This window comes from Rhodanobacter sp. C01 (assembly GCF_002001045.1).
GTDB lineage: Bacteria > Pseudomonadota > Gammaproteobacteria > Xanthomonadales > Rhodanobacteraceae > Rhodanobacter.
The window spans coordinates 400,537-423,457 of record NZ_MUNR01000012.1 but is presented as its reverse complement, the minus strand read 5'-3'; the positions used below and the strand labels follow the sequence as shown (position 1 = coordinate 423,457).

Annotated in this window: 19 protein-coding genes; 4 read left to right on the top strand and 15 right to left on the bottom strand. The window is 64.1% G+C overall.

From position 1 onward, the window contains the following. Nucleotides 1–19 precede the first annotated feature (19 nt). From B0E50_RS13510 to B0E50_RS13470, 9 genes are all read right to left on the bottom strand, one after another. Nucleotides 20–385, bottom strand: coding sequence for a response regulator (locus B0E50_RS13510; protein ID WP_077441820.1), 366 nt, complete (start codon nt 383–385; stop codon nt 20–22). Between the two features lie 69 nt (nt 386–454). Further along, nucleotides 455–1,453, bottom strand: a complete 999-nt coding sequence (locus tag B0E50_RS13505; protein ID WP_077441819.1) for a YhdH/YhfP family quinone oxidoreductase — start codon at nt 1,451–1,453, stop codon at nt 455–457. Between the two features lie 15 nt (nt 1,454–1,468). Then, nucleotides 1,469–2,065, bottom strand: a complete 597-nt coding sequence (locus B0E50_RS13500) for a TIGR00730 family Rossman fold protein (RefSeq protein WP_077441818.1) — start codon at nt 2,063–2,065, stop codon at nt 1,469–1,471. A gap of 81 nt (nt 2,066–2,146) precedes the next feature. After that, nucleotides 2,147–3,571, bottom strand: a complete 1,425-nt coding sequence (gene lpdA / locus B0E50_RS13495) for a dihydrolipoyl dehydrogenase (protein WP_077441817.1) — start codon at nt 3,569–3,571, stop codon at nt 2,147–2,149. Between the two features lie 134 nt (nt 3,572–3,705). Next, nucleotides 3,706–4,911 (bottom strand): 2-oxoglutarate dehydrogenase complex dihydrolipoyllysine-residue succinyltransferase, encoded by a 1,206-nt coding sequence (odhB, locus tag B0E50_RS13490; RefSeq protein ID WP_077441816.1) that lies wholly within the window; start codon nt 4,909–4,911, stop codon nt 3,706–3,708. A gap of 17 nt (nt 4,912–4,928) precedes the next feature. Beyond that, nucleotides 4,929–7,766, bottom strand: a complete 2,838-nt coding sequence (locus tag B0E50_RS13485) for a 2-oxoglutarate dehydrogenase E1 component (protein ID WP_077441815.1) — start codon at nt 7,764–7,766, stop codon at nt 4,929–4,931. A gap of 309 nt (nt 7,767–8,075) precedes the next feature. Further along, the gene (locus tag B0E50_RS13480; protein WP_077441814.1) at nt 8,076–9,026 is read right to left on the bottom strand and encodes a GNAT family N-acetyltransferase; all 951 of its coding nucleotides are present in this window, start codon (nt 9,024–9,026) and stop codon (nt 8,076–8,078) included. Further along, entirely contained in the window at nt 9,023–10,216 is a 1,194-nt protein-coding gene (locus tag B0E50_RS13475) for a cupin domain-containing protein (protein ID WP_077441813.1), read from the bottom strand. Before B0E50_RS13475 ends, B0E50_RS13480 begins: the two co-directional genes overlap by 4 nt. 33 nt (nt 10,217–10,249) lie before the next feature. After that, nucleotides 10,250–10,999, bottom strand: a complete 750-nt coding sequence (locus B0E50_RS13470; protein ID WP_077441812.1) for a sulfite exporter TauE/SafE family protein — start codon at nt 10,997–10,999, stop codon at nt 10,250–10,252. 155 nt (nt 11,000–11,154) lie between these two features. Here B0E50_RS13470 and B0E50_RS13465 point away from each other — a divergent pair, with 155 nt between their 5' ends. Genes B0E50_RS13465 through B0E50_RS13455 form a run of 3 tightly spaced genes read left to right on the top strand, consistent with a single transcriptional unit; the run spans nt 11,155 to nt 15,408 of the window. Next, the gene (locus tag B0E50_RS13465) at nt 11,155–12,984 is read left to right on the top strand and encodes an assimilatory sulfite reductase (NADPH) flavoprotein subunit (protein ID WP_077442009.1); all 1,830 of its coding nucleotides are present in this window, start codon (nt 11,155–11,157) and stop codon (nt 12,982–12,984) included. A 13-nt stretch (nt 12,985–12,997) separates the two neighbouring features. Further along, nucleotides 12,998–14,677, top strand: coding sequence for an assimilatory sulfite reductase (NADPH) hemoprotein subunit (gene cysI / locus B0E50_RS13460; protein ID WP_077441811.1), 1,680 nt, complete (start codon nt 12,998–13,000; stop codon nt 14,675–14,677). Nucleotides 14,678–14,694: 17 nt separating this feature from the next. Then, nucleotides 14,695–15,408, top strand: a complete 714-nt coding sequence (locus B0E50_RS13455; protein ID WP_139350871.1) for a phosphoadenylyl-sulfate reductase — start codon at nt 14,695–14,697, stop codon at nt 15,406–15,408. 66 nt (nt 15,409–15,474) lie between these two features. Here B0E50_RS13455 and B0E50_RS13450 read toward each other — a convergent pair whose 3' ends face one another. The 5 genes from B0E50_RS13450 to cyoA all read right to left on the bottom strand — a co-directional run bounded on the left by B0E50_RS13450 (nt 15,475) and on the right by cyoA (nt 20,308). Continuing rightward, on the bottom strand, nt 15,475–16,269 hold the full coding sequence (locus tag B0E50_RS13450; RefSeq protein WP_077441809.1) for an SURF1 family protein: 795 nt from the start codon (nt 16,267–16,269) through the stop codon (nt 15,475–15,477). 34 nt (nt 16,270–16,303) lie between these two features. After that, entirely contained in the window at nt 16,304–16,684 is a 381-nt protein-coding gene (cyoD, locus tag B0E50_RS13445; protein WP_077441808.1) for a cytochrome o ubiquinol oxidase subunit IV, read from the bottom strand. Then, nucleotides 16,681–17,313 carry a cytochrome o ubiquinol oxidase subunit III gene (gene cyoC, locus B0E50_RS13440; RefSeq protein ID WP_077441807.1) on the bottom strand — a complete coding sequence of 211 codons (633 nt, stop codon included), beginning with the start codon at nt 17,311–17,313 and terminating at the stop codon, nt 16,681–16,683. The genes cyoD and cyoC overlap by 4 nt, the downstream gene beginning before the upstream one ends. Next, complete coding sequence (gene cyoB, locus B0E50_RS13435; protein WP_217343293.1) at nt 17,306–19,279, bottom strand: cytochrome o ubiquinol oxidase subunit I; 1,974 nt, start codon at nt 19,277–19,279, stop codon at nt 17,306–17,308. The genes cyoC and cyoB overlap by 8 nt, the downstream gene beginning before the upstream one ends. Before the next feature lie 75 nt (nt 19,280–19,354). Next, a complete protein-coding gene (gene cyoA / locus B0E50_RS13430; RefSeq protein ID WP_077441805.1) occupies nt 19,355–20,308 on the bottom strand; it encodes a ubiquinol oxidase subunit II in 954 nt (317 codons plus the stop codon). A 144-nt stretch (nt 20,309–20,452) separates the two neighbouring features. On the opposite strand from cyoA, the gene B0E50_RS13425 reads away from it, so the two are divergent. After that, nucleotides 20,453–21,787 carry an MFS transporter gene (locus B0E50_RS13425; protein WP_077441804.1) on the top strand — a complete coding sequence of 445 codons (1,335 nt, stop codon included), beginning with the start codon at nt 20,453–20,455 and terminating at the stop codon, nt 21,785–21,787. Nucleotides 21,788–21,812: 25 nt separating this feature from the next. Here the strand turns inward: B0E50_RS13425 and B0E50_RS13420 are convergent, their stop codons facing one another. Then, complete coding sequence (locus B0E50_RS13420; RefSeq protein ID WP_077441803.1) at nt 21,813–22,805, bottom strand: LysR substrate-binding domain-containing protein; 993 nt, start codon at nt 22,803–22,805, stop codon at nt 21,813–21,815. Nucleotides 22,806–22,921: the final 116 nt, after the last annotated feature.

The following is a 22,921-nucleotide window of genomic DNA, read 5'->3' as shown; positions in this document are numbered from 1 at the left end:
GGAAAGTTATCGAGCCAGCTCAGTGTGGCAGGAACTCGTTCAGCGCCTTGACCAGTTCCTCTTCCTTGATCGGCTTGGTCACATAGGCCTTGGCACCCTGACGCATGCCCCAGACCTTGTCGGTCTCCTGATCCTTGGTGGTCACCAGGATGATCGGGATATGTGCGGTGTCGGCATTCTTGCTGATCGTGCGGGTGGCCTGGAACCCATTGAGGTTGGGCATCACCACGTCCATCAGGATCAGGTCGGGCTTTTCCGCCTTGGCCACTTCGACACCGGCGGCGCCATCTTCGGCGGAAAGCGTCTCATGCCCGAGTTTTTCGACGATCCGCTTGATGCCCAGCAGTTGGGACGGGGAATCGTCGACAATCAGGATACGTGCCATAAGGTGATAGTCCCCAGCGAGTTTCGTTGATTCTAAGCCGTGGCGGCCTTACTTCCAAGCACGGTTTCGTCAAACCGTGCCGCCGATGCGTACCAGTGTGCGACCAAACGAGTTGCCATCGAGCATGTGCGCAAACACGCCAGGCAGTTCGTCGAGGCTGATTTCACGCGTGGCAATGCGATCCAGGTGCTGCGGCTTCCAGTCGCTGGCCAGATGCTGCCAGACCACGTCGCGGATGTCGCGTGCAGTGCCGGCCGAGGCGATGCCAAGTAGCGAGGTGCCGCGGATGATGAACGGCATCACGGTACTGTCGAACGCGATGCCGCCGGCATTGCCGCAGATCGCCACGTTGCCATAGGGTGCGACCAGCGGCAGCAGGCCAGCCAGCATCGCGCCGCCGACGTTGTCCAGTGCGCCGCCGAAGCGCACCGAATCCATCGGCTTGCCGCTGAAGGCGAGTTGGTGGCGGTCGATACATGCGGTGGCGCCGAGACTGCGCAGGAAATCGAAATGATCGGCCTTGCCGCTGATCGCATGCACTTCGTAACCGGTGCGAGTGAAGATATCGATCGCTAGCTGACCGACGCCGCCACTGGCACCAGTCACGGCGAGTGGCCCGAGCGCCGGCGTCTGCCGGTTGTCCTGCATGCGCAGCAACGCCAGCGCGGCGGTGAAGCCGGCGGTGCCGAGGATCATGCTTTCGCGCAGGCTCAGGCCCGGCGGCAGCGGAATCGTCCAGCGGGTGTCCAGCCGTGCGTATTCGCCGTAGCCGCCATCACGGGTCTCGGACAGGCCTGAGCCGGTACACAGCACGGCATCGCCTTCCTTGAACGCCGGATCGGTGGAGGCGACCACGTGGCCGGCCACGTCGATACCGCCGTTCAGCGGGTACTGGCGGAGGATCTTGCCCTTGCCGGTACCGGCAAGCGCATCCTTGAAGTTCACCGACGAATACGCGGCCTTGATCAGCACCTCGCCTGGCGATAGCGCATCGGCCGTCATGCTCTCGATGCTGGTGCGATAGCCGGCATCATCGTTGTGGATGCGGAAGGCGCGGAACGTAGCCATCTGGGATCTCCGGTTTCAGGCCTTGACGCTGGATGGGCCGATCACACGCGATGCGTTGCCGCCGTCGTAGCTGTCCATCCAGTCGAACAGTGCGGTCCTCGAGTCGCCGAACCAGAGGCTGTCGCGTTGGCCGGTCTTCACGAAGCCTTCGTCGACCATGTGATCCATCATCGTGCGCAGGCCATCGTAATAACCGCGCACATCAAGGAACGCACACGGATAGCGATGCAGGCCGAGCTGCGCCCAGGTCAGCATCTCGAACATCTCATCCATCGTGCCGAAGCCGCCGGGCAGCGCGACGAAAGCGCCGGACAGTTCGTACATGCGCGTCTTGCGCTGGTGCATGGTCTCGACCACCTGCAGCTCGCTCAGGCCCGGATGCGCCACCTCGAGCTCCACCAGCTGGCGCGGGATCACGCCGATGACCTTGCCTCCACCGGCCAGCACGGCATCAGCCACGGTGCCCATCAGGCCGACCTTGCCGCCACCGTAGACCAGGGCGATGTCGCGACGAGCCATTTCTGCACCGAACGCGTTGGCCTGTTCGGTATATTCGGGATGATTGCCGGGGCTGGATCCACAGTAGACGCAGAGCGATGTAACTTTGGCCATCTATATCTCCAAAAGCGCAAAACCCGTCCTTGGGAGACGGGTCGCGTGTGGTGCAGGCAGTACGCGGCTAGCCGCGTACGATCAATTGCCTTTGTGGATCGCGCGCTTGTCGACCGACAGCGCGGCTTCGTGCACGGCCTCGGACAGCGTCGGATGCGCGTGGACGATGCGGGCCAGATCCTCGGACGAGCCCTTGAACTCCATCGCGACGACGCACTCGGCGATCAGCTCGGAGACGCCCGGGCCGACCATGTGCACGCCGAGGATGCGATCGGTCTCGGCATGGGCGAGCATCTTCACCTGGCCGACGGCCTCGTTCATCGCGACGGCACGGCCGATCGCGGCGAACGGGAAGCTGCCGACCTTGTACGGGATGCCAGCGTCCTTCAGTTCCTTCTCGGTCTTGCCGGCCCAGGCGATTTCCGGCTCGGTGTAGATCACCCACGGCACGGTGTCGTAGTTGACGTGGCCGGCCTTGCCGGCGATCCACTCGGCCACCGCCACGCCTTCCTCGGAACCCTTGTGCGCGAGCATTGGGCCGCGCACCGCGTCGCCGATCGCCCACACACCGTCGACGCCGGTGTGGCAGTGCTCGTCGACCACGATGCGGCCGCGCTCGTCCAGCTTCACGCCGGTATCGTCAGCCAGCAGGCCCGCGGTGTAAGCGCGACGGCCCACGGCGACCAGCAGCTTGTCGACGACGAGGTTCTGCTCGCCGTCCTTGTCGGTATAGGTGAGGTGCACGCCATCCTTCTTCGTCTCGGCCTTGTTGAGCTTGGCGTTGAGCTTGATGGTCAGACCCTGCTTGGCGAATTCGCGTGCGGCGACCTTGGCCACGTCGGCATCGGCAACCGACAAGAACTCCGGCAGCGCTTCGATGATGGTGACTTCGGCGCCGAGGCGGCTCCACACGCTGCCCAGCTCCAGGCCGATCACGCCAGCGCCGATCACGCCCAGGCGCTTCGGCACTTCGGTGAAGTCCAGCGCACCAGCGTTGTCGACGATCGCCTTGCCATCGAACTTCGCGAACGGCAGCTCGATCGGTACCGAGCCGGAGGCAAGGATCACGTTGGTGGCGCTGATCGTCTGCTTGGCGCCATCGGCACCGGTGATCTCGACGTTGTTTCCTTTCAGCAGCTTGCCGGTACCGAAGTACGGCGTGATCTTGTTCGCCTTGAACAGCTGCGCCACGCCGCCGGTGAACTGCTTGACGATCTTGTCCTTGCGGCCGATGAAGGTGGGCACGTCGATCTTCGCGTTATCGGCGGTGATGCCGTGCACGCCGAAGTTGTGCGTGAGGTTGTGGAACTGGCGCGAGGAATCGAGCAGCGCCTTGGACGGGATGCAACCCACGTTGAGGCAGGTGCCGCCGAGTGCCTGCTTGCCGTCCTTGCCGGCGAAGGCATCCACGCAGGCGGTCTTCAGGCCCAACTGTGCGGCGCGGATCGCGGCCACATAGCCGGCCGGACCGGCGCCGATGACGATGACGTCGAATTTGTCGCTCATGTGTGTTCCTTTGCTAGCGAGTCAGTGCCCGCAGATGGAGCGGATATGGGCTCTGGTGACTGGAATGCAACGCGAAAACCGTATGCGTCAGCGATATTCAGTACCAGAGCTCCGTTACCTATTTTGCTGCTTGGTCAGAGACCAAGAAGCATGCGCTGCGGATTCTCCAGCTGGTTCTTGATGTCGACCAGGAACAGTACCGCGTCCTTGCCGTCGATGATGCGATGGTCATACGACAGCGCGATGTACATCATCGGCGCGGCGATGATCTGGCCGTTCTCGACGATGGCGCGTTCCTTGATCGTGTGCATGCCGAGGATCGCACTCTGCGGCGGGTTGACGATCGGCGTGGACAGCAGCGAACCGAAGGTACCGCCATTCGTGATGGTGAACGTGCCCCCCTGCAGGTCATCCAGCGACAGCTTGTTCGCGCGCGCCTTGACGGCGTAGTCGGCAATGCCTTTCTCGACTTCGGCGAAGCTCATGTCCTGCACGTCGCGCAGCACCGGGGTGACCAGACCCTTGTCGGTGGATACGGCGATCGAGATGTCCTGGTAGCCGTGGTAGATCACGTCGTTGCCGTCGACCGACGCGTTGACGAACGGATAGCGCTTCAGCGCTTCGGCCGCGGCCTTGACGAAGAAGCTCATGAAGCCGAGCTTGACGCCGTGTTCCTTCTGGAACGCCTCGCCCAGCGACTTGCGCATCTTCGTCACCTCGGCCAGGTTCACTTCGTTGAACGAGGTGAGCATGGCGATCGAGTTCTTCGACTGCATCAGGCGCTCGGCGATGCGCAGGCGCATGCGGGTCATCGGGACGCGTTCTTCCGGACGCGAACCCGGGGTCGGCTTCGCCGCCGGCGCAGCGGCAGCAGGAGTGGGGGCACCCTTACCGTAGTTGACCAGGTCTTCCTTGGTCACGCGGCCATCGCGGCCGGTGCCGGCGACCTTGGACGGGTCGATGTTTTCTTCGGTGGCGACGCGCAGGCCGGCCGGGGACAGATCATCCGCGCCCTTGGTTGCAGCCTTCGGTGCGGCAGCAGCCGGCGCAGCGGCGGCTGCCTTCGGTGCTTCTGCAGCTGGGGTCGGTGCGGCGGCAACCGCGCCTTCCTCGATGATCGCGATGACCTGCTGGCTGTTGACCGTGTCACCCACCTGCTGGCGGATTTCCTTCAGCACGCCGTCGACCGGGGAGGGCACTTCCAGCACCACCTTGTCGGTTTCGAGATCGACCAGGTTCTCGTCGCGCCTCACTGCGTCGCCGGCCTTCTTGTGCCAGTTGGCGATGGTGGCGTCGGAGACGGACTCGGGCAGAACGGGGACTTTGACTTCGATGGACATGAGGGATCCTTGGGCCTTTATTCTGCTGAATGGTCGGTGCCGACCGGCGCGACCAGCGCCTGCTCGACGAGTGCTGCCTGTTCGGCAACATGGGTGTTGAGATGGCCGGCGGCCGGTGCTGGCGAGCGCGCGCGTCCTGCGTACGAGAGACTGCGCTTGCTGCCGGTGCAGGCCTGCAGGTGGTGACGGATCTGGAACCAGGCGCCCTGATTCATCGGTTCTTCCTGGCACCAGATCACTTCCTTGGCGGAAGGATACTTGTCCAGTTCAGCGCTGACTTCGGTACGCGGGAACGGATACAGCTGCTCGACGCGCACGATCGCGACATCCTGCAAGCCGCGCTTGTCGGACTCTTCCAGCAAGTCGTAATAGACCTTGCCCGAGCACAGCACGACGCGCTTGACCTTCTTTGCCGGCTGGTCGCGATGCTCGCCGATCACCAGCTGGAAGCTGCCGTTGGCCAGCTCGTCCAGCGTGGATACGGCCAGCTTGTGGCGCAGCAGCGATTTCGGCGTCATCACGATCAGCGGCTTGCGCACCGGGCGCAGCATCTGCCGGCGGATCATGTGGAAATCCTGCGCCGGCGTGGTCGGCACGCAGACCTGCATGTTGTCGAATGCACACAGCTGCAGGAAGCGCTCCAGACGTGCGGAGGAATGCTCCGGCCCCTGGCCTTCGTAGCCGTGCGGCAGGAACAGCGCAAGACCGCACAGGCGGTTCCACTTCGATTCGCCGGAGCTGATGAACTGATCGATCACCACCTGGGCGCCATTGGCGAAGTCGCCGAACTGGGCTTCCCAGATATGCAGGGTATCGGGATCGGTGGTGGCGTGGCCGTACTCGAACGCCATGACCGCTTCCTCGCTGAGCAGGGAGTCGATCACTTCGACGTCGGCGCCATTGCGCACGGTCGCCAGCGGCATATAGGTGTGGCCGTCCTTCTGGTCATGCAGCACGGCATGACGGTGGAAGAACGTGCCGCGGCCGGAATCCTGGCCAACCAGGCGCAGGTTGTGCTGCTGGTCGATCAAGGTGGCATAGGCCAGGTTCTCGGCGAAGCCCCAGTCACCGGGCAGCTCGCCGGCAGCCATCTTGCGGCGATCGTCGTAGATCTTCGCCACGCGCGCCTGCAGCACCAGGTCTTTCGGCAGGTCGAGAATCGTGTTGGCCAGCTCGACCAGGCGCTGTTTGGGCACGCCGGTATCGGTCTTGGTCGACAGCTTGCCGTTGAAGCGGGCCCAGTCAATGTGGATGTCGCGTGTCGGCGCAGGATCCAGTTCGGTCATCGTGTCGCCGGTTTCCAGGCGGTCGCGATAGGCCTCGAACTGTTTCTGGGCGTCGCCCTCGGCCAGCACGCCATCCTTCACCAGCTTTTGCTGATAGAGGTCGCGCGTGGTCGGGCGGGCGCGGATGATCTGGTACATCACCGGCTGGGTGGCGGCCGGTTCGTCGGCTTCGTTGTGACCGTGGCGGCGGTAGCAGACCAGGTCGATCACCACATCCTTGCGGAACTGCTTGCGGAAATCATAGGCGAGGCGGGTGACCGCGATCACCGCCTCCGGATCGTCACCGTTCACGTGCAGCACCGGCGCATTGACCATCTTGGCCAGGTCGGTGCAGTACATGGTCGAGCGCGCGTCCTGCGGGTTCGAGGTGGTGAAGCCCACCTGGTTGTTCACCACGATGTGCAGGCTGCCGCCGATCTTGAAGCCGCGGGCCTGCGACATGTTGAACAGTTCCATGTTCACGCCCTGGCCGGCCAGCGCGGCATCGCCATGGATCACCACGGCCATCGACTGCGTGTGCAGGGTGTCGCGGCGGCGCGTCTGGCGTGCATGGACCGAACCGGTCACCACCGGGTTGACGATTTCCAGATGCGACGGGTTGAACGCCAGCGCGACGTGCGTGCCGCCCTTGGGCGTCTTGACGTCGGCGGAGAAGCCCATGTGGTACTTCACGTCGCCAGAATGCGCCGGATCGTCCGGATGCTCGAAGCGGCCCTCGAACTCGTCGAACAAGGTCTTCGGCGGCTTGCCGAGGATATTGACCAGCACGTTGAGGCGGCCGCGGTGGGCCATGCCGATCACCAGCTCCTTGATGCCATTGTCGCCGGCGGCACGCACGACGTCGTCGATCATCGGGATCAGGCTGTCGCCGCCTTCCAGCGAGAAGCGTTTCTGGCCCACGTATTTCGTGTGCAGGTAGCGCTCCAGGCCCTCGGCTGCGGTCAGGCCATCGAGCACGCGCTGCTTGCCAGCCTTGTCCAGCACACTCTTGCCGGCAGCCTGCTCAAGCCGGCTGTAGATCCAGTGGCGCTGCTCGTGGTTGCTGATGTGCATGAACTCGGCGCCGATCGTGCTGGCGTAGGTCTTCTGCAAGCGGGTCAGCAGATCACCCAGCTTCAGGCGCTGACCGTTGCCGGCATAGTTGCCGGTATCGAACTCGGTGTTCAGGTCGGCATCGGACAAGCCGTGGAAGGCCAGGCCGAGATCCGGCGCCGGCATCTTTTCGGTCAGGCCGAGCGGGTCGAGATCGGCGGCGAGGTGGCCGCGTGAGCGATAAGCAGTGAGCAGGCGCAATACGCCAGCCTGTTTGCGCGCGTGCTCGTCGCTCACGGGGGCGGCGGTGGCCCCGTTGTGGCGCTGCTTTTGCGCCGCTTCGATACGTGCGACGGCCGCGGTATGGGAAACATCTCCCGACTCGCGACCCTTGAAGGTTTCAAAATACTGGGCCCAATCGGCAGGCACCGAAGCGGTATCCGCCAGCCAGGCGTCATAAAGCGATTCGACGTAATCGGCGTTGCCGCCAGCGAGTTGGGAGGAATCGAAGAACTCGCGGATCAGGTTTGTACTCACGTCACCACCGGCAGGGAAGGGATGCTTGCAAGCCATCCGTATGACCAAGGAAGTCGCGGTCTTGCGTCGGTTTTCAAGCCCGACAGGCCGCTCAAACGGATGACTGGGGAGAATCCCGACAATTATAGCCTTTGGCTGCTGCAACGCGACAACCCACAATGCGTCCGGAATGGGTTGCCGGGCGCATTCGAGACGATGGTCTAAAGGATTTTCACCGCGGGCGGCGATTTCATGCACTTTGTCGCCGTCATCGGCGATCGACAGGGGAAATCTCGGGCCAGCTGGTGTTCAGCAGAGTCAGCCTGTCGGTCAGATATCCAGTGTCTGCAAGACGCTGGCGCGTTCCGCGCGTTCCCACACTTCATCGAAATGCTGCTGCAACGGTGCCTGGCTGGCGCGGTCGTGAAGGGCCGCGCGGCCCTGCGGGCGGTTCGCCTCGGGCAGGAACAGATAGCCGCCGGCATCATTGATCAGATAGGCGGAGACATAGGCCAGGTCGGCCTCTTCCAGCGGCGTGCGGATCTGCATGGAGCTCGGCAGGCGTTGCGCCAATGCGATCAGCCGATGATCGTTGAGCAGGGCGCCGGCCGGATCGTGCAGCACGATCCGGATCTGCGCGCCGCGGCCGGAGATCGCGACACGCCTCAACTCGGCCAGCTCTTCCGCGCTGGCGTAACTGTCATTGCCCAGCACAGGCAGGTAAATGGCCAGCCGATGCCGCGCGTCGCCCAGCAGTTGCAGGCGCGTGGCGGCAGTTTCGCTGCGCGTGCCGGCTGGCAGTGCGCCGATGTCACGCAGGGGTGCGGTATCGGCGACGGTCGCTGGCAATGCCAGGCGCATGGCCCGGTGTGGCATGCCGGCGTCCTCGAACTCTTCGCCGTATGCCTGGAAGCCTTCGCGCTCGTAGAAACCGATCGCACTGACCTGCGCATCCAGCATGACTTCCGGCCAGCCGAGCGCGCGCGCGCGGGCCACCAGCTCGCGCAGTACGGCGACGCCGATACCCTGTCCACGCCACCCCTGCAGTACCGCCATGCGACCGATCTTGTGCATGGGCGTGAGCCGGCCGCAACCGATCGTCTGACCCGCCTCGTCACGTGCCAGCACGTGCCAGCAATCCCCATCGAGGCCGTCCCGTTCACGCGTCTCGGGCACGCCCTGTTCCTGCACGAATACGGTGTGGCGCAGGCCGAGAAGATCCTTGCGCTGACTTTCGCTTGACCAGTCGGCAAGCTCGATGTGGAAGTTCTGCAGCTTCATCGGCGGCGGGATTTCCTCGGCAGCAGATGACCGTCATTGACCAGTGCAAGCAGCAGGGCGCGTTCGATCGTGCCGGGTTTCCTGGTGAGACGCAGTGCCCGCTGCTCGCACAGCTGTTGTGCCAGTGCCGGTGTGGCCGGATAGGCGTGGCCGCTGGCGTACAGCGTGCAACTGGACCGGCCCTGGCTCCAGGCCAGCCGGGACCATGGGTGACGCAGCAGCTGAGCACCGGCATCGAGCTGTTTCGCCAGCGCATCTGCGCTCAACGGCTTGTCCAGCGGCGCGGGTACCTGGGCGTTGCGGTAGCGGGTGATGAACCGGCCGAACCAGTCGCGCAGCATGTCGTCATGCAGTACGGCCGCAAACGGCAGCGCGGACTTCAGGCGTTCGATCGCAGCGCGGTCGATCTCGCCGGTGGCCTTGGCCGGCTTCAGGTCAGGGTCGGCATAGCGCAGCTCTTCGGGCAGATGCTCGGCAATATGGTCGGCCAGGTCGCCGGTCAGCTCGGCCTGCGAGGGCGCCCGCATGCCGATCGAGAACGTCATGCACGGGCCGCCGAAGGCTAGACCGTCGTGCGGCACGCCTGGTGGCAGGTACAGCATGTCGCCCGGTTCCAGCAGCCATTCGTGGGTCGGCTCGAATCGTGCGAGCTGCTTCAGTTCGATGTCGTGGCGGAATTCCTTCGGCGCCATCGGATCGTCACTGATTGCCCAGTGGCGCTGACCCAGGCCCTGCAGCAGGAAGACGTCGTACTGGTCGACATGCGCGCCGACGCCGCCGCCTGGCTCGGCATAGGACACCATGATGTCGTCCACGCGCCAGCTCGGCAGAAAGTTGAAGTGATCCAGCAGTCCGGCGACGTCTGCATCCCACTTGTCCACATCCTGCACCAGCAGGGTCCAGTTGGTGTCGGGTGTCTTCGCGAAATCGGCTTCGCCCAGCGGCCCGGGATTGACGTGCCAGCGGTCACGCTGCTCGTCGTGGACGATCAGCCGGGCCAGTGCGCCATCCTCGCAGGCCAGGCCGGCCAGGTCGTCCGGTTGCAGTGGCGGCTGGAAATCGGCAAACGCGCCACGGATCAGCAGAGGCCGTTTCTGCCAGTAATCACGCAGGAATCGGGCCGGACTCATGCCCAGCGGACGGGTGGCGCTGCCGCGGACTTCGATGGGGAGGTGTCTGGTTGGGCTCATTTGCCCATTGTAGTGACGGCGGCCGGTTTTGGCTCAGCCGAACATGCGGAACGCGTTGTTGATGCCCAGTGCGAGCACGGCGAAACCCGCCAGCATGGTGGCTGCCCGTGCGGGAATGCGGCGGATGAACAGGGCGCCGAACGGAGCGGCGAGTACGCCACCGATGATCAGGCCGATCACGGCGGTGCCATGACTGGTGCCGATCGTGACCAGGAAGCTGATGCTTGCCGCGATGCTCACCATGCACTTGGCCAGGTGCACGCTGCCTATCGCCACGCGTGGAGGCAGGCCGCGGGCGAGCAGGATGGTGACGGTCAGCGCGCTCCAGCCACCGCCGCCAATGGCATCCACGAAAGCGGCAGCCATTCCCATCGGCGCGGTGCCGCGCGGTACGTCGGTGCGCTGTCCGGGCTCCCGACTGCGCCGGAACAGCAGGAACAGCCCCATGCCGATCAGGTACGGCGTCAATGCGATGCGCATCCATTGCGCCGGCACATTGACTGCCACCAGCACCCCAAGCAGAGCGCCCAGGACACCCGGTATGGCCAGCGCAAGGAATAGCGGCCGGCGCACGTTGCCAGCCATGAGATGGCTGATACCCGAGGCTCCACAGGTGAAAGTCTCGGCGTAATGCACGCTGGCGCTGGCTGCGACTGGCGGCATCCCCAGCCCCATCAGCAAACCGGCCGAGGTTACGCCGTAGGCCATGCCCAGTGCGCCGTCAATCAGCTGTGCAAAGGCGCCGACGGCTATGAAGGTAAGCAGTTCGATCAAGTCCGGCATGTCTGTCGAGGGGGCTGCGAGAGAGTATCAGTCCGGTGCGGGAGTGCCTAGAAATGAATGGCCGGCATAACGACATTCCAACATATGCTTTCAAGCGGCACACATGACTTAATAGTATGGACGTCGAGACGTAAAGACGTCCAAAGGGATTGCATGTGAACGCCGCACTGAAATTGCCCTTGCCCGCTCCGACGCTTGATGCAGACCGGCTGGCGCAGCTGGCTGCACTGACGAGCGGGCTGTCATCGGCAGACCTCTACTGGATCGCGGCATACAGTGCGGCGCTGGCGGCACGATTGCCGGAGCAGGCCGGGCGGATCGTGGTCAGCGAGTCGTCGGTGGCGGAGGTCGGGCAGACAGCCGGGTGCCTGAGTATTGTCTATGGCAGCCAGACCGGCAACTCACGGCGCGTGGCCGAACAGCTGGCGGCAAGGGCGGAAGCCGCCGGGTTGACGGTTCGCCTGCTGCGCACGGGCGTCTATCCTGTCCGTGAGCTGGCTCAGGAGCGCCATCTGGTCGTGGTGATCAGCAGCCAAGGCGATGGCGACCCGCCTGACGATGCGATCGGCTTCATCGAATTCATTGCCGGCAAACGCGCGCCGAAGCTGCCGTTGCTGAAATTCGCCGTGCTTGGGCTGGGTGATTCCAGCTATCCGAAGTTCTGCGCGGTCAGCCGCGAACTGGATGCCCGCTTGATCGAGCTGGGTGCCAGCCGATTCGCTCCAGCCGGCGAGGCGGACGTGGATTTCGACACGACGGCTGCCGAGTGGTCGGCCGGCGTGCTGGAAACGGCCCGTGAAGGACTGAGTGTGCCGAACGCGCCGACGCGGCATGCCAGCCCGCTGCATGCAGTCAGCGCATCGCCGCACTATTCGCGTGACAACCCGTTCCCCGCCTCCGTGCTGGAAAACCAGCGCATCGTGTCGCGCGACAGCGACCGCGATGTGCGCCATATCGAGTTGTCGCTGGAAGGCTCCGGGTTGCAATACGAGCCGGGCGATGCCATCGGCGTGTGGCCGCGGAATCCGCCGATGCTGGTCGAGCAATGGCTGTCAGCGCTGAAGCTCGATGGCACGGTCGAAGTCGAGCATGACGGTCGGCGTCTGCCGCTGGCCCGTTGGCTGAGTCATGAGCGCGAACTCACCCGGTTGACCCGGCCGCTGGTGGCGGCGCAGGCCGCTGCCACCAGGCACGGCGAACTGCAGCGCGTGCTTGAGCCCGGCCAGCAGCCTGCTTTTGCGGCCTTGCTGGAGAGTCACCAACCGATCGACCTGCTGCGTCAATTCCCGGCAGCGTGGGATGCCACCCGGCTGGTTGCCACGCTGCGCCCGTTGACACCACGGCTGTACTCGATCGCGTCCAGCGCCAGGGTGGTGGGGAGTGACGAAGTGCACCTGACCGTGGGTGTGGTGGAGTACTTCGCGCATCAGAGCACTCACTACGGTGCTGCGTCGGCTTTTCTCGCCAATGCGGGCGATGACGTGCCCGTGCCGGTCTTCATCGAGTCGAACGAGCGCTTTCGACTGCCGATCGATGGCAGCCGTGACGTGATCATGATCGGTCCCGGTACCGGTATCGCGCCCTTTCGTGCCTTTGTGCAGGAGCGTCAGGCGACGGCGGCCAGCGGCCGCAACTGGCTGTTTTTCGGGAACCGCCATTTCACGCAGGATTTCCTCTACCAGCTGGAGTGGCAGGAGGCCCTGCACAGCGGCGCGCTGCATCGCCTCGACCTGACGTTCTCGCGGGATGCCGCCAGCAAGGTCTACGTGCAGCAGCGCCTGCGCGAACACGGCCGTGAGCTTTACGCATGGCTGCGTGATGGCGCGCACATCTATGTCTGCGGTGATTCCGCGCACATGGCCAGGGATGTCAACGAGGCGTTGCTGGACATCATTGCCACGCATGGTGGCCTGTCCGTCGAAGATGCCCGGGCGTGGCTGACCGAATTGCTGCAACAGGGGCGCTATGCCCGCGACGTTTATTGATCCGAGCCAGCCGATGCCTTCCCATTTCGAACAAATCAAGATCGACAGCCGGTTCCTGCGCGGCGGCATTGCCGCCGGCCTGGCCGATCCCGTCACCGGCGCGATCAGCGAAGACGACAACAAGCTGCTCAAGTTCCATGGCAGCTACCAGCAGGATGACCGCGATATCCGTGATGAACGTCGTCGCCAGAAGCTGGAGCCGGCGTATGCCTTCATGGTGCGTGCTCGCCTGCCGGGCGGTGTGATGACGACAGCGCAGTGGCTGGCGTTCGACCGGATTGCCACCGATTACGCCAGCAGCGGACTGCGCATCACCACCCGCCAGACCTTCCAGTGGCACGGCATCATCAAGCGTGACCTGAAGCCGACCATCGCCGCGATCAATGCGGCCCTGGCCAGCACCATCGCGGCCTGCGGCGACGTCAACCGCAACGTGGTGTGCAACAGCAATCCGGTCGAGTCGCAGGCGCACGAGGAAGCCTATGCATGGTCGGTACGCCTGTCCGAGCACCTCAAGCCGAAAACCCGGGCCTATCACGAGCTGTGGCTGGACGGCGAAAAGCTGGTGGGCGAAGAAGAGGTCGAGCCGCTATACGGCCCGACCTACCTGCCGCGCAAGTTCAAGATCGGGCTGGCGATCCCGCCGCTCAACGACGTCGACGTGTTCGCCCAGGATCTGGGCCTGATCGCGATCATCGAACATGGCCGGCTGGTCGGCTTCAACGCGGCGATCGGCGGCGGCATGGGCGCCAGCCACGGCGATCCGTCGACCTATCCACGTCTGGCCGATGTGATCGGCTTCGTGCCGCCCGAGCAATTGCTGGCGCTGGCCGAAACCGTGATCGCGGTGCAGCGCGACTGGGGCGATCGCGAGGAGCGCAAGCATGCGCGGCTGAAATACACCATCGACCGTCATGGTCTCGCGGTCTTCAAGGCCGAACTGGAGCAGCGCCTCGGCTATGCCCTGCAGCCGGCCCGCGCATTCCGTTTCGACCACAACGGCGATCGTTACGGCTGGGTCGAAGGCCATGCCGGTTACTGGCACCTGACTCTGCAAGTCGAGGCCGGCCGCTTGTTTGATACCGCAGCGCACACCTGGCTCAGCGGCATGCGCGAGCTGGCTTCCGTGCACACCGGCGACATCCGGCTCACCTGCAACCAGAACCTGATCATCGCCAACGTGGCGGCCGCGGAGCGTGAGCGGATCGACACGATCGTCGCCCGTCATGGCATGGACGGCTACCGGAAGCACAGTGCGATCCGGCAACATGCGGTTGCCTGCGTGGCGCTGCCTACCTGCGGTCTGGCGATGGCAGAAAGCGAACGCTATCTGCCGCAACTGCTGCCGAAGCTGGAGGCGCTGCTCGATCGCCACGGGCTGATCGATACGCCCATCCTGCTGCGCCTGTCCGGCTGCCCGAACGGCTGCTCGCGCCCGTACCTGGGCGAGATCGCCCTGATCGGTCGTGCTCCCGGTCGCTACGACTTGCGCCTGGGTGCCGACTTCAGCGGACAGCGCCTGAATCAGCTGCATCGGGAGAATATCGACGAAGCGGTTCTGCTTGAGGCGCTCGAACAGCTGTTTGCCCGTTACGCGGGTGAAAGAGCCGTAGGTGAACACTTCGGCGATTTCCTGTTGCGTGCGGGGATACTCGGCCGGCCACGGCAGATTCCACTCAAGGTCGTCGCATGAGCGGGTCATGCAATGACATGGCGTTGCCCCAAAACCCGCGCGATCCGGCTGCGCTGGCCGAATTGAATGCATGGCTGGCTGGCCAGACCGCCGAGCAGCGGGTGGCATGGGCACTCCAGCACACATCAGGCCATCACGCACTGTCGTCGAGCTTTGGTGCGCAGGCGGCGGTGTCGCTGCACCTGCTCACCTGCCAGCAGCCGGATATCCCGGTGATCCTGATCGATACCGGCTATCTGTTTGCCGAGACCTATCAATTCGTCGACACGCTGACCGAGCGCCTCGATCTGAACCTGCACGTGTATCGCCCGGCGATCGGCCGTGCCTGGGCCGAGGCGCGCTACGGACGGCTGTGGGAGCAGGGGGTCGACGGCATCGACCGTTACAACAGCATCCGCAAGGTGGAGCCGATGCAGCGTGCCTTGACCGAGCTGGGCGTGCAGAGCTGGTTCGCCGGCCTGCGGCGCAGCCAGTCGATGAGCCGAAAGGACATCGCATTCGCCGAATGGAACCATGAGCGCTGGAAATTCCATCCGATTGCCGACTGGAGCGATCGCGATGTGGGCATGTACCTGCAACGCCACAGCTTGCCCTACCACCCGCTGTGGGAGCAGGGGTATGTCTCGATCGGCGATACCCATACGACGCGCCGCTGGGAACCCGGCATGGATGCGGAAGACACCCGCTTCTTCGGGTTGAAACGCGAGTGCGGGCTACATGGCAAAGGTTGATCCTGCCCTGGCCAGCGTCCGAAACGGGTGTCGTCAGGAACCGGTGACGGACATGCCGGTGCGTTGCTATGGGGCTGGCAACGTCGCGCGGGCGATGCAACGCAGGCGATATTCCTCGCGGCCCACGTAGACAGCAGCCACCGCCACCATCAAGGCGAGCAGGTACCAGGTGATCAGGTAGGCGAGGTGATTGTCCGCGAACGTGATCACGGTCAGGCCGCCTTGTGGCCATCGGCGCTTGCCGTCGGCGGTGGCTGCGTCAGCATCCACGAAATACGGTGCGACATCCGTCAGTCCACGGGCGGCGGCGATCGCCTGGACATCGCGCGTATACCAGCGCTCGTGTGCGGGATCGTTATGACGCAGGAACGCCCAGGTCTGGCTCATGCGCAGCAAGCCGGTGACGGTCGCCGTGCCGCCGGGAGGCACGAGGCAGGATGCGCCGGGGCTGCACTCCCCGGTAGGCACGAAGCCGCGATTGACCAGCACCACGCTGCCGTCGGCCACGCGCAGTGGCGCCATCGCCCAATAGCCATTGCCCAGTTCGGTGCTGGCCCAGACCAGGGTCTGGCGGTCAGGCAGGTACATGCCGCTCAGTCGCACATGGCGGTACTCATCGGCGTCGGCGGTGAGATGCGCCCACTGAGCCGGTCCTGGCGCGTCGACAACAGGTGCATGTACGCGCCGGTCGACGCGGGCGATCAGCTCGTGCTTCCAGTGCAACCGGTGTACCTGCCAGGTGCCGAGGGCGATGAAGCCGGTGAAAAACACCAGTGCCAGCGCAGCCAGTGCGACCAGGGCCAGCGGCCCGCGTGGGCCGCGGCTGGCATCCATCATTGCCGGGGCGTCTGGCCGCGACATGATCCAGTGAGGCGTGCGGTAACGATGCTCCGCTTCATGGCAGGTTCTTCACGTCCATCATCGACGGCATCATGTTGTGGTCGAGGTGGTACATCACCCAGATCGAACCGCTCAGCGTGATCACCACCATCACCAGGGTGAAGATCAGCGCCAGCATGTTCCAGCCGCCCTGGGACTTCGCGTCCATGTGCAGGAAATAGATCATGTGCACGATCATCTGCACCGCCGCCAGGCCCAGTACCACGGCCGCGGTGGTGCTGGATTTTTCGAACTGGCCGGTCATCACCAGCCAGAACGGGATGGCGGTGAGGATCGCCGCCAGCACGAAGCCGGTCATGTAGCCTTTCAGCGTGCTGTGACTGGCGCCGTCGTCGTGACCGTGATCATCATCATGGTGCTCGGTGTGCGCGCTCATGGCAGCACTCCCATCAGGTAGACAAAGCTGAACACGCCGATCCAGACCACGTCGAGGAAATGCCAGAACATCGACAGGCACATCAGCCGACGCTTGTTCTCGGCGATCAAGCCCTTCTTGCCGACCTGCACCATCAGGGTGACCAGCCAGACGATGCCGAAGGTGACGTGCAGGCCGTGGGTGCCGACCAAGGTGAAGAACGAGGACAGGAACGCGCTGCGCTGCGGGCCGGCGCCGATCGCGATCAGGTGGCCGAACTCGCGCAGTTCGAGGAACAGGAAGCCCGCGCCGAGCAGGCCGGTGATGGCCAGCCAGGCCAGCATCGCGCGCTTGCCGTTGCGCTGCATCTCCAGCATGGCGAAGCCATAGGTGATCGACGACAGCAGCAGGAAGGCGGTATTCAGCGCCACTACCGGCAGTTCGAAGATCTGCGCACCGGTCGGACCACCGGCGTAGTTGCGCCCGAGTACGGCGTACACCGCGAACAGACAGGCGAAGACCAGGCAGTCGCTCATCAGGTACAGCCAGAAACCCAGCAGGGTGCCGTGCTGCGGGTGGTGTTCTTCGCTGAGGTGGAAGCTCAGCGTGCTCGGCTGGCCGGGCAGGGGAATGGCTTGGATATCAGACATGGTTGGCTAACAGCTCCGAGCGGGCTGCCTCGACACGGGACACTTCATCGGCCGGGATGTGGTAGTCGCGCTGGTAGTTGAAGGTATGACCGATCGCGACGGCCAGCAGCGCGATGAACGACAAGACAGCCAGCGGCCACATGTGCCAGATCATGGCGAAGCCGAGCACGGTGCTGATGCCGCCGAGGATCACGCCGGCGCCGGTGTTCTTCGGCATGTGGATCGCGATGAAGGCGGCAGTCGGCCGTTCGTAGTTGTGCTGTTTCATCTGCCACCATGCGTCCCGGTTGTGCACGCGCGGGGTGAACGCGAAGTTGTAGGCCGGTGGCGGCGACGAAGTCGACCACTCCAGCGTGCGGCCACCCCAGGGATCGCCGGTATGGTCGCGCAGCGCCTCGCGGTTGCGGAAGCTCACGTAGAACTGGATCAGCATGGCGCCGATGCCCAGCGCGATCAGCAGCGCGCCGAATGCGGCGATCTGGAACCAGATCTGCAGCGAGGGGTCTTCGAAGTGGTTCAGCCGGCGCGTCACGCCCATCAGGCCGAGTACGTACAGCGGCATGAAGGCAAAGTAGAAGCCGACCACCCAGAACCAGAACGAGACCTTGCCCCAGAACGGATCGAGGCGGAAGCCGAACGCCTTCGGGAACCAGTAGTTGATGCCGGCGAACAGGCCGAACAGCACGCCGCCGATGATCACGTTGTGGAAGTGCGCGATCAGGAACAGGCTGTTGTGCAGGGCGAAGTCCGCCGGGGGCACCGCCAGCATCACGCCGGTCATGCCGCCGATGGTGAACGTGACCATGAACGCGACCGTCCACAGCATCGGCACCTCGAAGGTGATCCGGCCCCGATACATGGTGAACAGCCAGTTGAAGATCTTCGCCCCCGTGGGGATCGAGATGATCATCGTGGTGATGCCGAAGAACGAGTTGACGCTGGCACCCGAGCCCATCGTGAAGAAGTGGTGCAGCCAGACCAGATAGGACAGCACCGTGATCACCACGGTGGCGTAGACCATCGAGGTGTAGCCGAACAGGCGCTTGCGGCTGAAGGTGGCCACCACCTCGGAGTAGATGCCGAACGCAGGCAGGATCAGGATATAGACCTCGGGATGGCCCCAGATCCAGATCAGGTTCACGTACATCATGGCGTCGCCGCCAAGCGTCGTGGTGAAGAAGTTGGTACCGGCGTAACGATCCAGCGCGAGCAGGGCAAGCACCGCGGTCAGTACCGGGAACGCAGCCACGATCAGCACGTTGGTGCACAGTGCGGTCCAGGTGAAGACCGGCATGCGCATCATGGTCATGCCGGGTGCACGCATCTTGATGATGGTGACCAGCAGGTTGATGCCTGACAACAGGGTGCCGACACCGGCGATCTGCAGGCCCCAGATGTAGTAATCGACCCCTACATCAGGGCTCTGCGCGATACCCGAAAGCGGCGGATAGGCCAGCCAACCGGTACGCGCGAATTCGCCCACGAACAGCGACATCATGATCAGCGCAGCGCCCGCGGTGGTCATCCAGAAGCTGAAGTTGTTGAGGAACGGAAACGACACGTCGCGCGCGCCGATCTGCAGCGGCACCACGAAGTTCATCAGGCCGGTGACCAGCGGCATCGCCACGAAGAAGATCATGATCACGCCATGCGCCGTGAAAATCTGGTCGTAGTGGTGCGGCGGCAGGAAGCCCTGAACATGACCGAACGCGACAGCCTGCTGCATGCGCATCATGATCGCGTCGGAGAAGCCGCGCAGCAGCATCACCAGCCCGAGCACCATGTACATCACGCCGATCTTCTTGTGATCGATGCTGGTGAACCACTCGCGCCAGAGATAACCCCACAGGCGGAAGTACGTCAGCGCGGCGAGCAGCGCGATGCCGCCGGCCGCTACCGCAACGAAGGTCCACAGCAGGATCGGCTCGTGAAACGGAATCGCGTCCCAGGTCAGGCGACCGAAGATCAGCTTGGCAAGGTCGGGAGAATCAGACATCGTGGTTACCGGGAAAGGCGGTGTTGCGCGAAAGGATGACGGGGGTCACTGCGGCTGGGCCATGGGCATGTCGTGCATGCTGTCTTCGGTGTGTTCGGGCGCGGGTAGATTCGGCCCCTTCATGCCGCTCATGCAGGATGGCCCCGGCGTCACGCACTGGTTGACGATGGCATCGAACAGGGAGGGTGCCACGCTGGCATAGCGGCTGACCGGGGCGTTTTCGCTCGGCTTGGCCAGCTGTAGATAGGCGTCGCGGCTGAGCGCCTGGCCAGCTTTCGCCTGGGCGATCCACTGCCCGAACTGCGCCTCGCTCATGCCATGGAACATGAAGTGCATGCCGGAGAAACCCGCTCCGCTGTAGTTGGCGGAGAAGCCGTCGAAATCACCGGCCTTGTTGATCACCGCGTGCAGGGTGGTCTGCATCCCCGGCATGGCATAGATCTGGCCGGCCAGCGCGGGCACGAAGAACGAGTTCATCACGGTCGAGGCGGTGATGTGGAACTCGATCGGCCGGTCCACCGGTGCTGCCACCTCGTTTACCGTCGCAATGCCCTGTTCCGGATAGATGAACAGCCATTTCCAGTCCAGCGCCACCACGTCGATCTCCAGTGGCTTGGAGTCGGCAGGCACGGGCCGGCCCTCGGACAGCCGTTCCAGTGGGCGGAACGGATCGAGCTTGTGCGTGCTGACCCAGGTCACCGCGCCGAGCGCAATGATGATCAGCAGGGGCGCAGACCAGATCAGCAGCTCCAGCATGGTGGAGTGGTTCCAGTCCGGATCGTAATCGTCGCGTTTGTGCGAGGCGCGGTAACGCCAGGCAAACAGCAGGGTCAGCACGATCACCGGCACGATGATGATCAGCATCAACAGCAGTGATGTGATGATCAGGTCGCGCTGCTGCAATGCAACATCACCGGACGGCGACATGAGCACGGTATGACAGCCCGTCAATAGCAAGACGACAGGCAGCAGCAATCCGCGGAGGGCCTTCAGGGACATGACTATCGATTGTGGTGAGGCAGGGGAACCTCGGAATTCTACGCGGATCGGCCGATTTGAGGAATGAGGCATTTTGTCCCATGGCGGCCGCGACGCACCGGTGCGATCCTATGTCCCATTGTCCATGCGACCCGAGCCAGCACGATGTCGAGCACGTTCCCGCACTCTCCACAGCCCACCGCCGATGCGTTGGCGCGCCGCGTCAGCCGCCTGCACAATCAGGCCAGACTCGCTCCGAGCGAGATCGCGATCGGAGTGGTGATCGGACGTGCCTCCGAATACTTTGATTTCTTCGTGTTCGGGATCGCTTGCGTGCTGGTGTTCCCGTCGGTGTTTTTTCCGTTCGTCAGCCAGCTGGATGGCATGTTGCTGTCGTTTGCGCTCTTCGCGCTGGCATTTGTCGCGCGTCCGATCGGTACTGGCCTGTTCATGGCGGTGCAACGGCGCTGGAGCCGCGGCACCAAACTCACCGCGGCATTGTTCCTGCTCGGCACGGCCACGGTGGGCATGGCGTTCCTGCCTGACTACGGTTCGATCGGCAGTTGGGCGATCGGGTCGCTGACGTTCTTCCGCTTTCTGCAGGGCATCGCGATGGGTGGGTCGTGGGATGGCCTGCCGTCGCTGCTGGCGATGAACACCCCGCCGGAACGGCGCGGTTGGTACGCGATGCTCGGGCAGCTGGGTGCACCAATCGGTTTCCTGATCGCAAGCGGACTGTTCCTGTTCCTGCACAGCAACCTGTCGCATGAGGATTTCATCGACTGGGGCTGGCGCTACCCGTTCTTCGTCGCCTTCGCCATCAACGTGGTCGCGTTGTTCGCGCGGTTGCGCCTGGTCGTGACGCACGAATACACAAAGGCGATGGAAGAGCGCGAGCTGGAGCCGGTCGGGGTGGTCAAGCTGGTGCGGACGCAAGGCTACAACCTCTTCCTCGGCGCCTTCGCAGCGCTGGCCAGCTATGCCTTGTTCCATCTGGTCACGGTGTTTCCGCTCTCATGGATCGTGCTGGGCAAGACCCAGTCGATCAACAGCGTGCTGGTCGTGCAGATCATTGGCGCGGTGGTTGGCATCCTGGCTACGATCGCCTCCGGTTTCGTTGCCGACAGGATCGGCCGGCGTCGCACGCTGGGTCTGCTGGCCGTGCTGATCGGCATCTTCAGCCTGTTCGCGCCGTGGCTGCTTGGCGGCAGCCGTTCGGGACAGGACGCCTTCATCCTGGTCGGGTTCGCACTGCTGGGTCTGTCTTATGGACAGGCCGCCGGCAGCGTCACCGCAAATTTCGAGACACGTTTCCGTTACACCGGCGCAGCGCTGACTTCCGATCTGGCATGGCTGATCGGCGCGGCGTTTGCGCCGTTGGTGGCGTTGAGCCTGTCGTATCGATTCGGTTTGGGTGCCGTCAGCCTGTACCTGCTCTCAGGCGCCGCATGCACCCTGGTGGCCTTGCGCGTCAACCGCTCGCTCGAAGTTCGCGACTGAGCGTGGCCCGTCAACATTAGCCATGTCAGGCGGCAGCGGTCAGAGCCGATCTTGATCGCTCCCGCCAATGTGGCACGGCCGGCCAGTCGCCCGCCGCATCGGCGGCCAGCGCACGTGCCACTTCGCGGCGATGCAGGTGCGGCGCGAACAGGCTGATGAATTCCAGCACATAGGCGCGCAGCACGCGCTCACGACGCAGCACGATCCAGGTTGTGCATGGTGGAAACAGATGATCGGCCGGCAGCACCTGCAGGTCGGTATCCGTGGGCAGCATCGCCATCTCGGCCAGCACGCCGATGCCCAATCCGGCCCGTACGTAGGTCTTGATCAGGTCGGCGTCACTGGCGGTCATTGCGATCTGCGGTGACAGGTCGACGGCATCGAATGCGCGGCGCAGCGAGGACTCTGCCTTCTGCGAGGAGTCGTAGCTGATGAGCGGCAGGGCCGCCAATTGCTCCAGCGACACCGGCTGCTTGTGCGTGGCCAGCGGATGGTTGCGCGGCACCACGATTACCCGCTGCCAGTGATAAGCCGGCAGCGCAATGCCGTTCGCCGGGGGGGCGCCGGTGCTGCTGACCACGGCGAGGTCGACCCGGCCGGCCTCCAGCTGTGCCAACACCTCGGCGTCGCTTACCGGCTGCAGGTGCACGCTGACCTGCGGATAGTCGACATTGAGCGCGCCGATCGCGGCGGGCAGGGCAAAGCGTGCCTGGGTGTGGGTGGTGGCGATGCGCAGTTCGCCATGTGCCTCGTTGCGCAGGTTCGCGGCGATCGAGCGGATGTTGCCGGCCTCGGCGAGGATCGTGCGTGCGCGCTCCAGCACCTGGGCGCCGGCTGGGGTTACCGCATCGAGGCTCTTGCCCTTGCGCACGAACAACTGGAAGCCGAGTTCGTCCTCAAGCTGCCTTAGCTGCTTGCTCAGCCCGGGCTGGGTGGCGTGCACGCGTTCGGCGGCAAGCGTGATGTTGAGGCCGGAATCGGCGATGGCAATGAGATAGCGCAGCTGGGTAAGCGTCATGACGATGGGTCCGTAGGCGGTCGTGGTCGTTGGATCGAGGCGCGAGCGGGATACAGATACATCGCATGGAGCAGGCCGGCATCGTGCACGGCATGGCGACGGCAGCGATGCCAAGG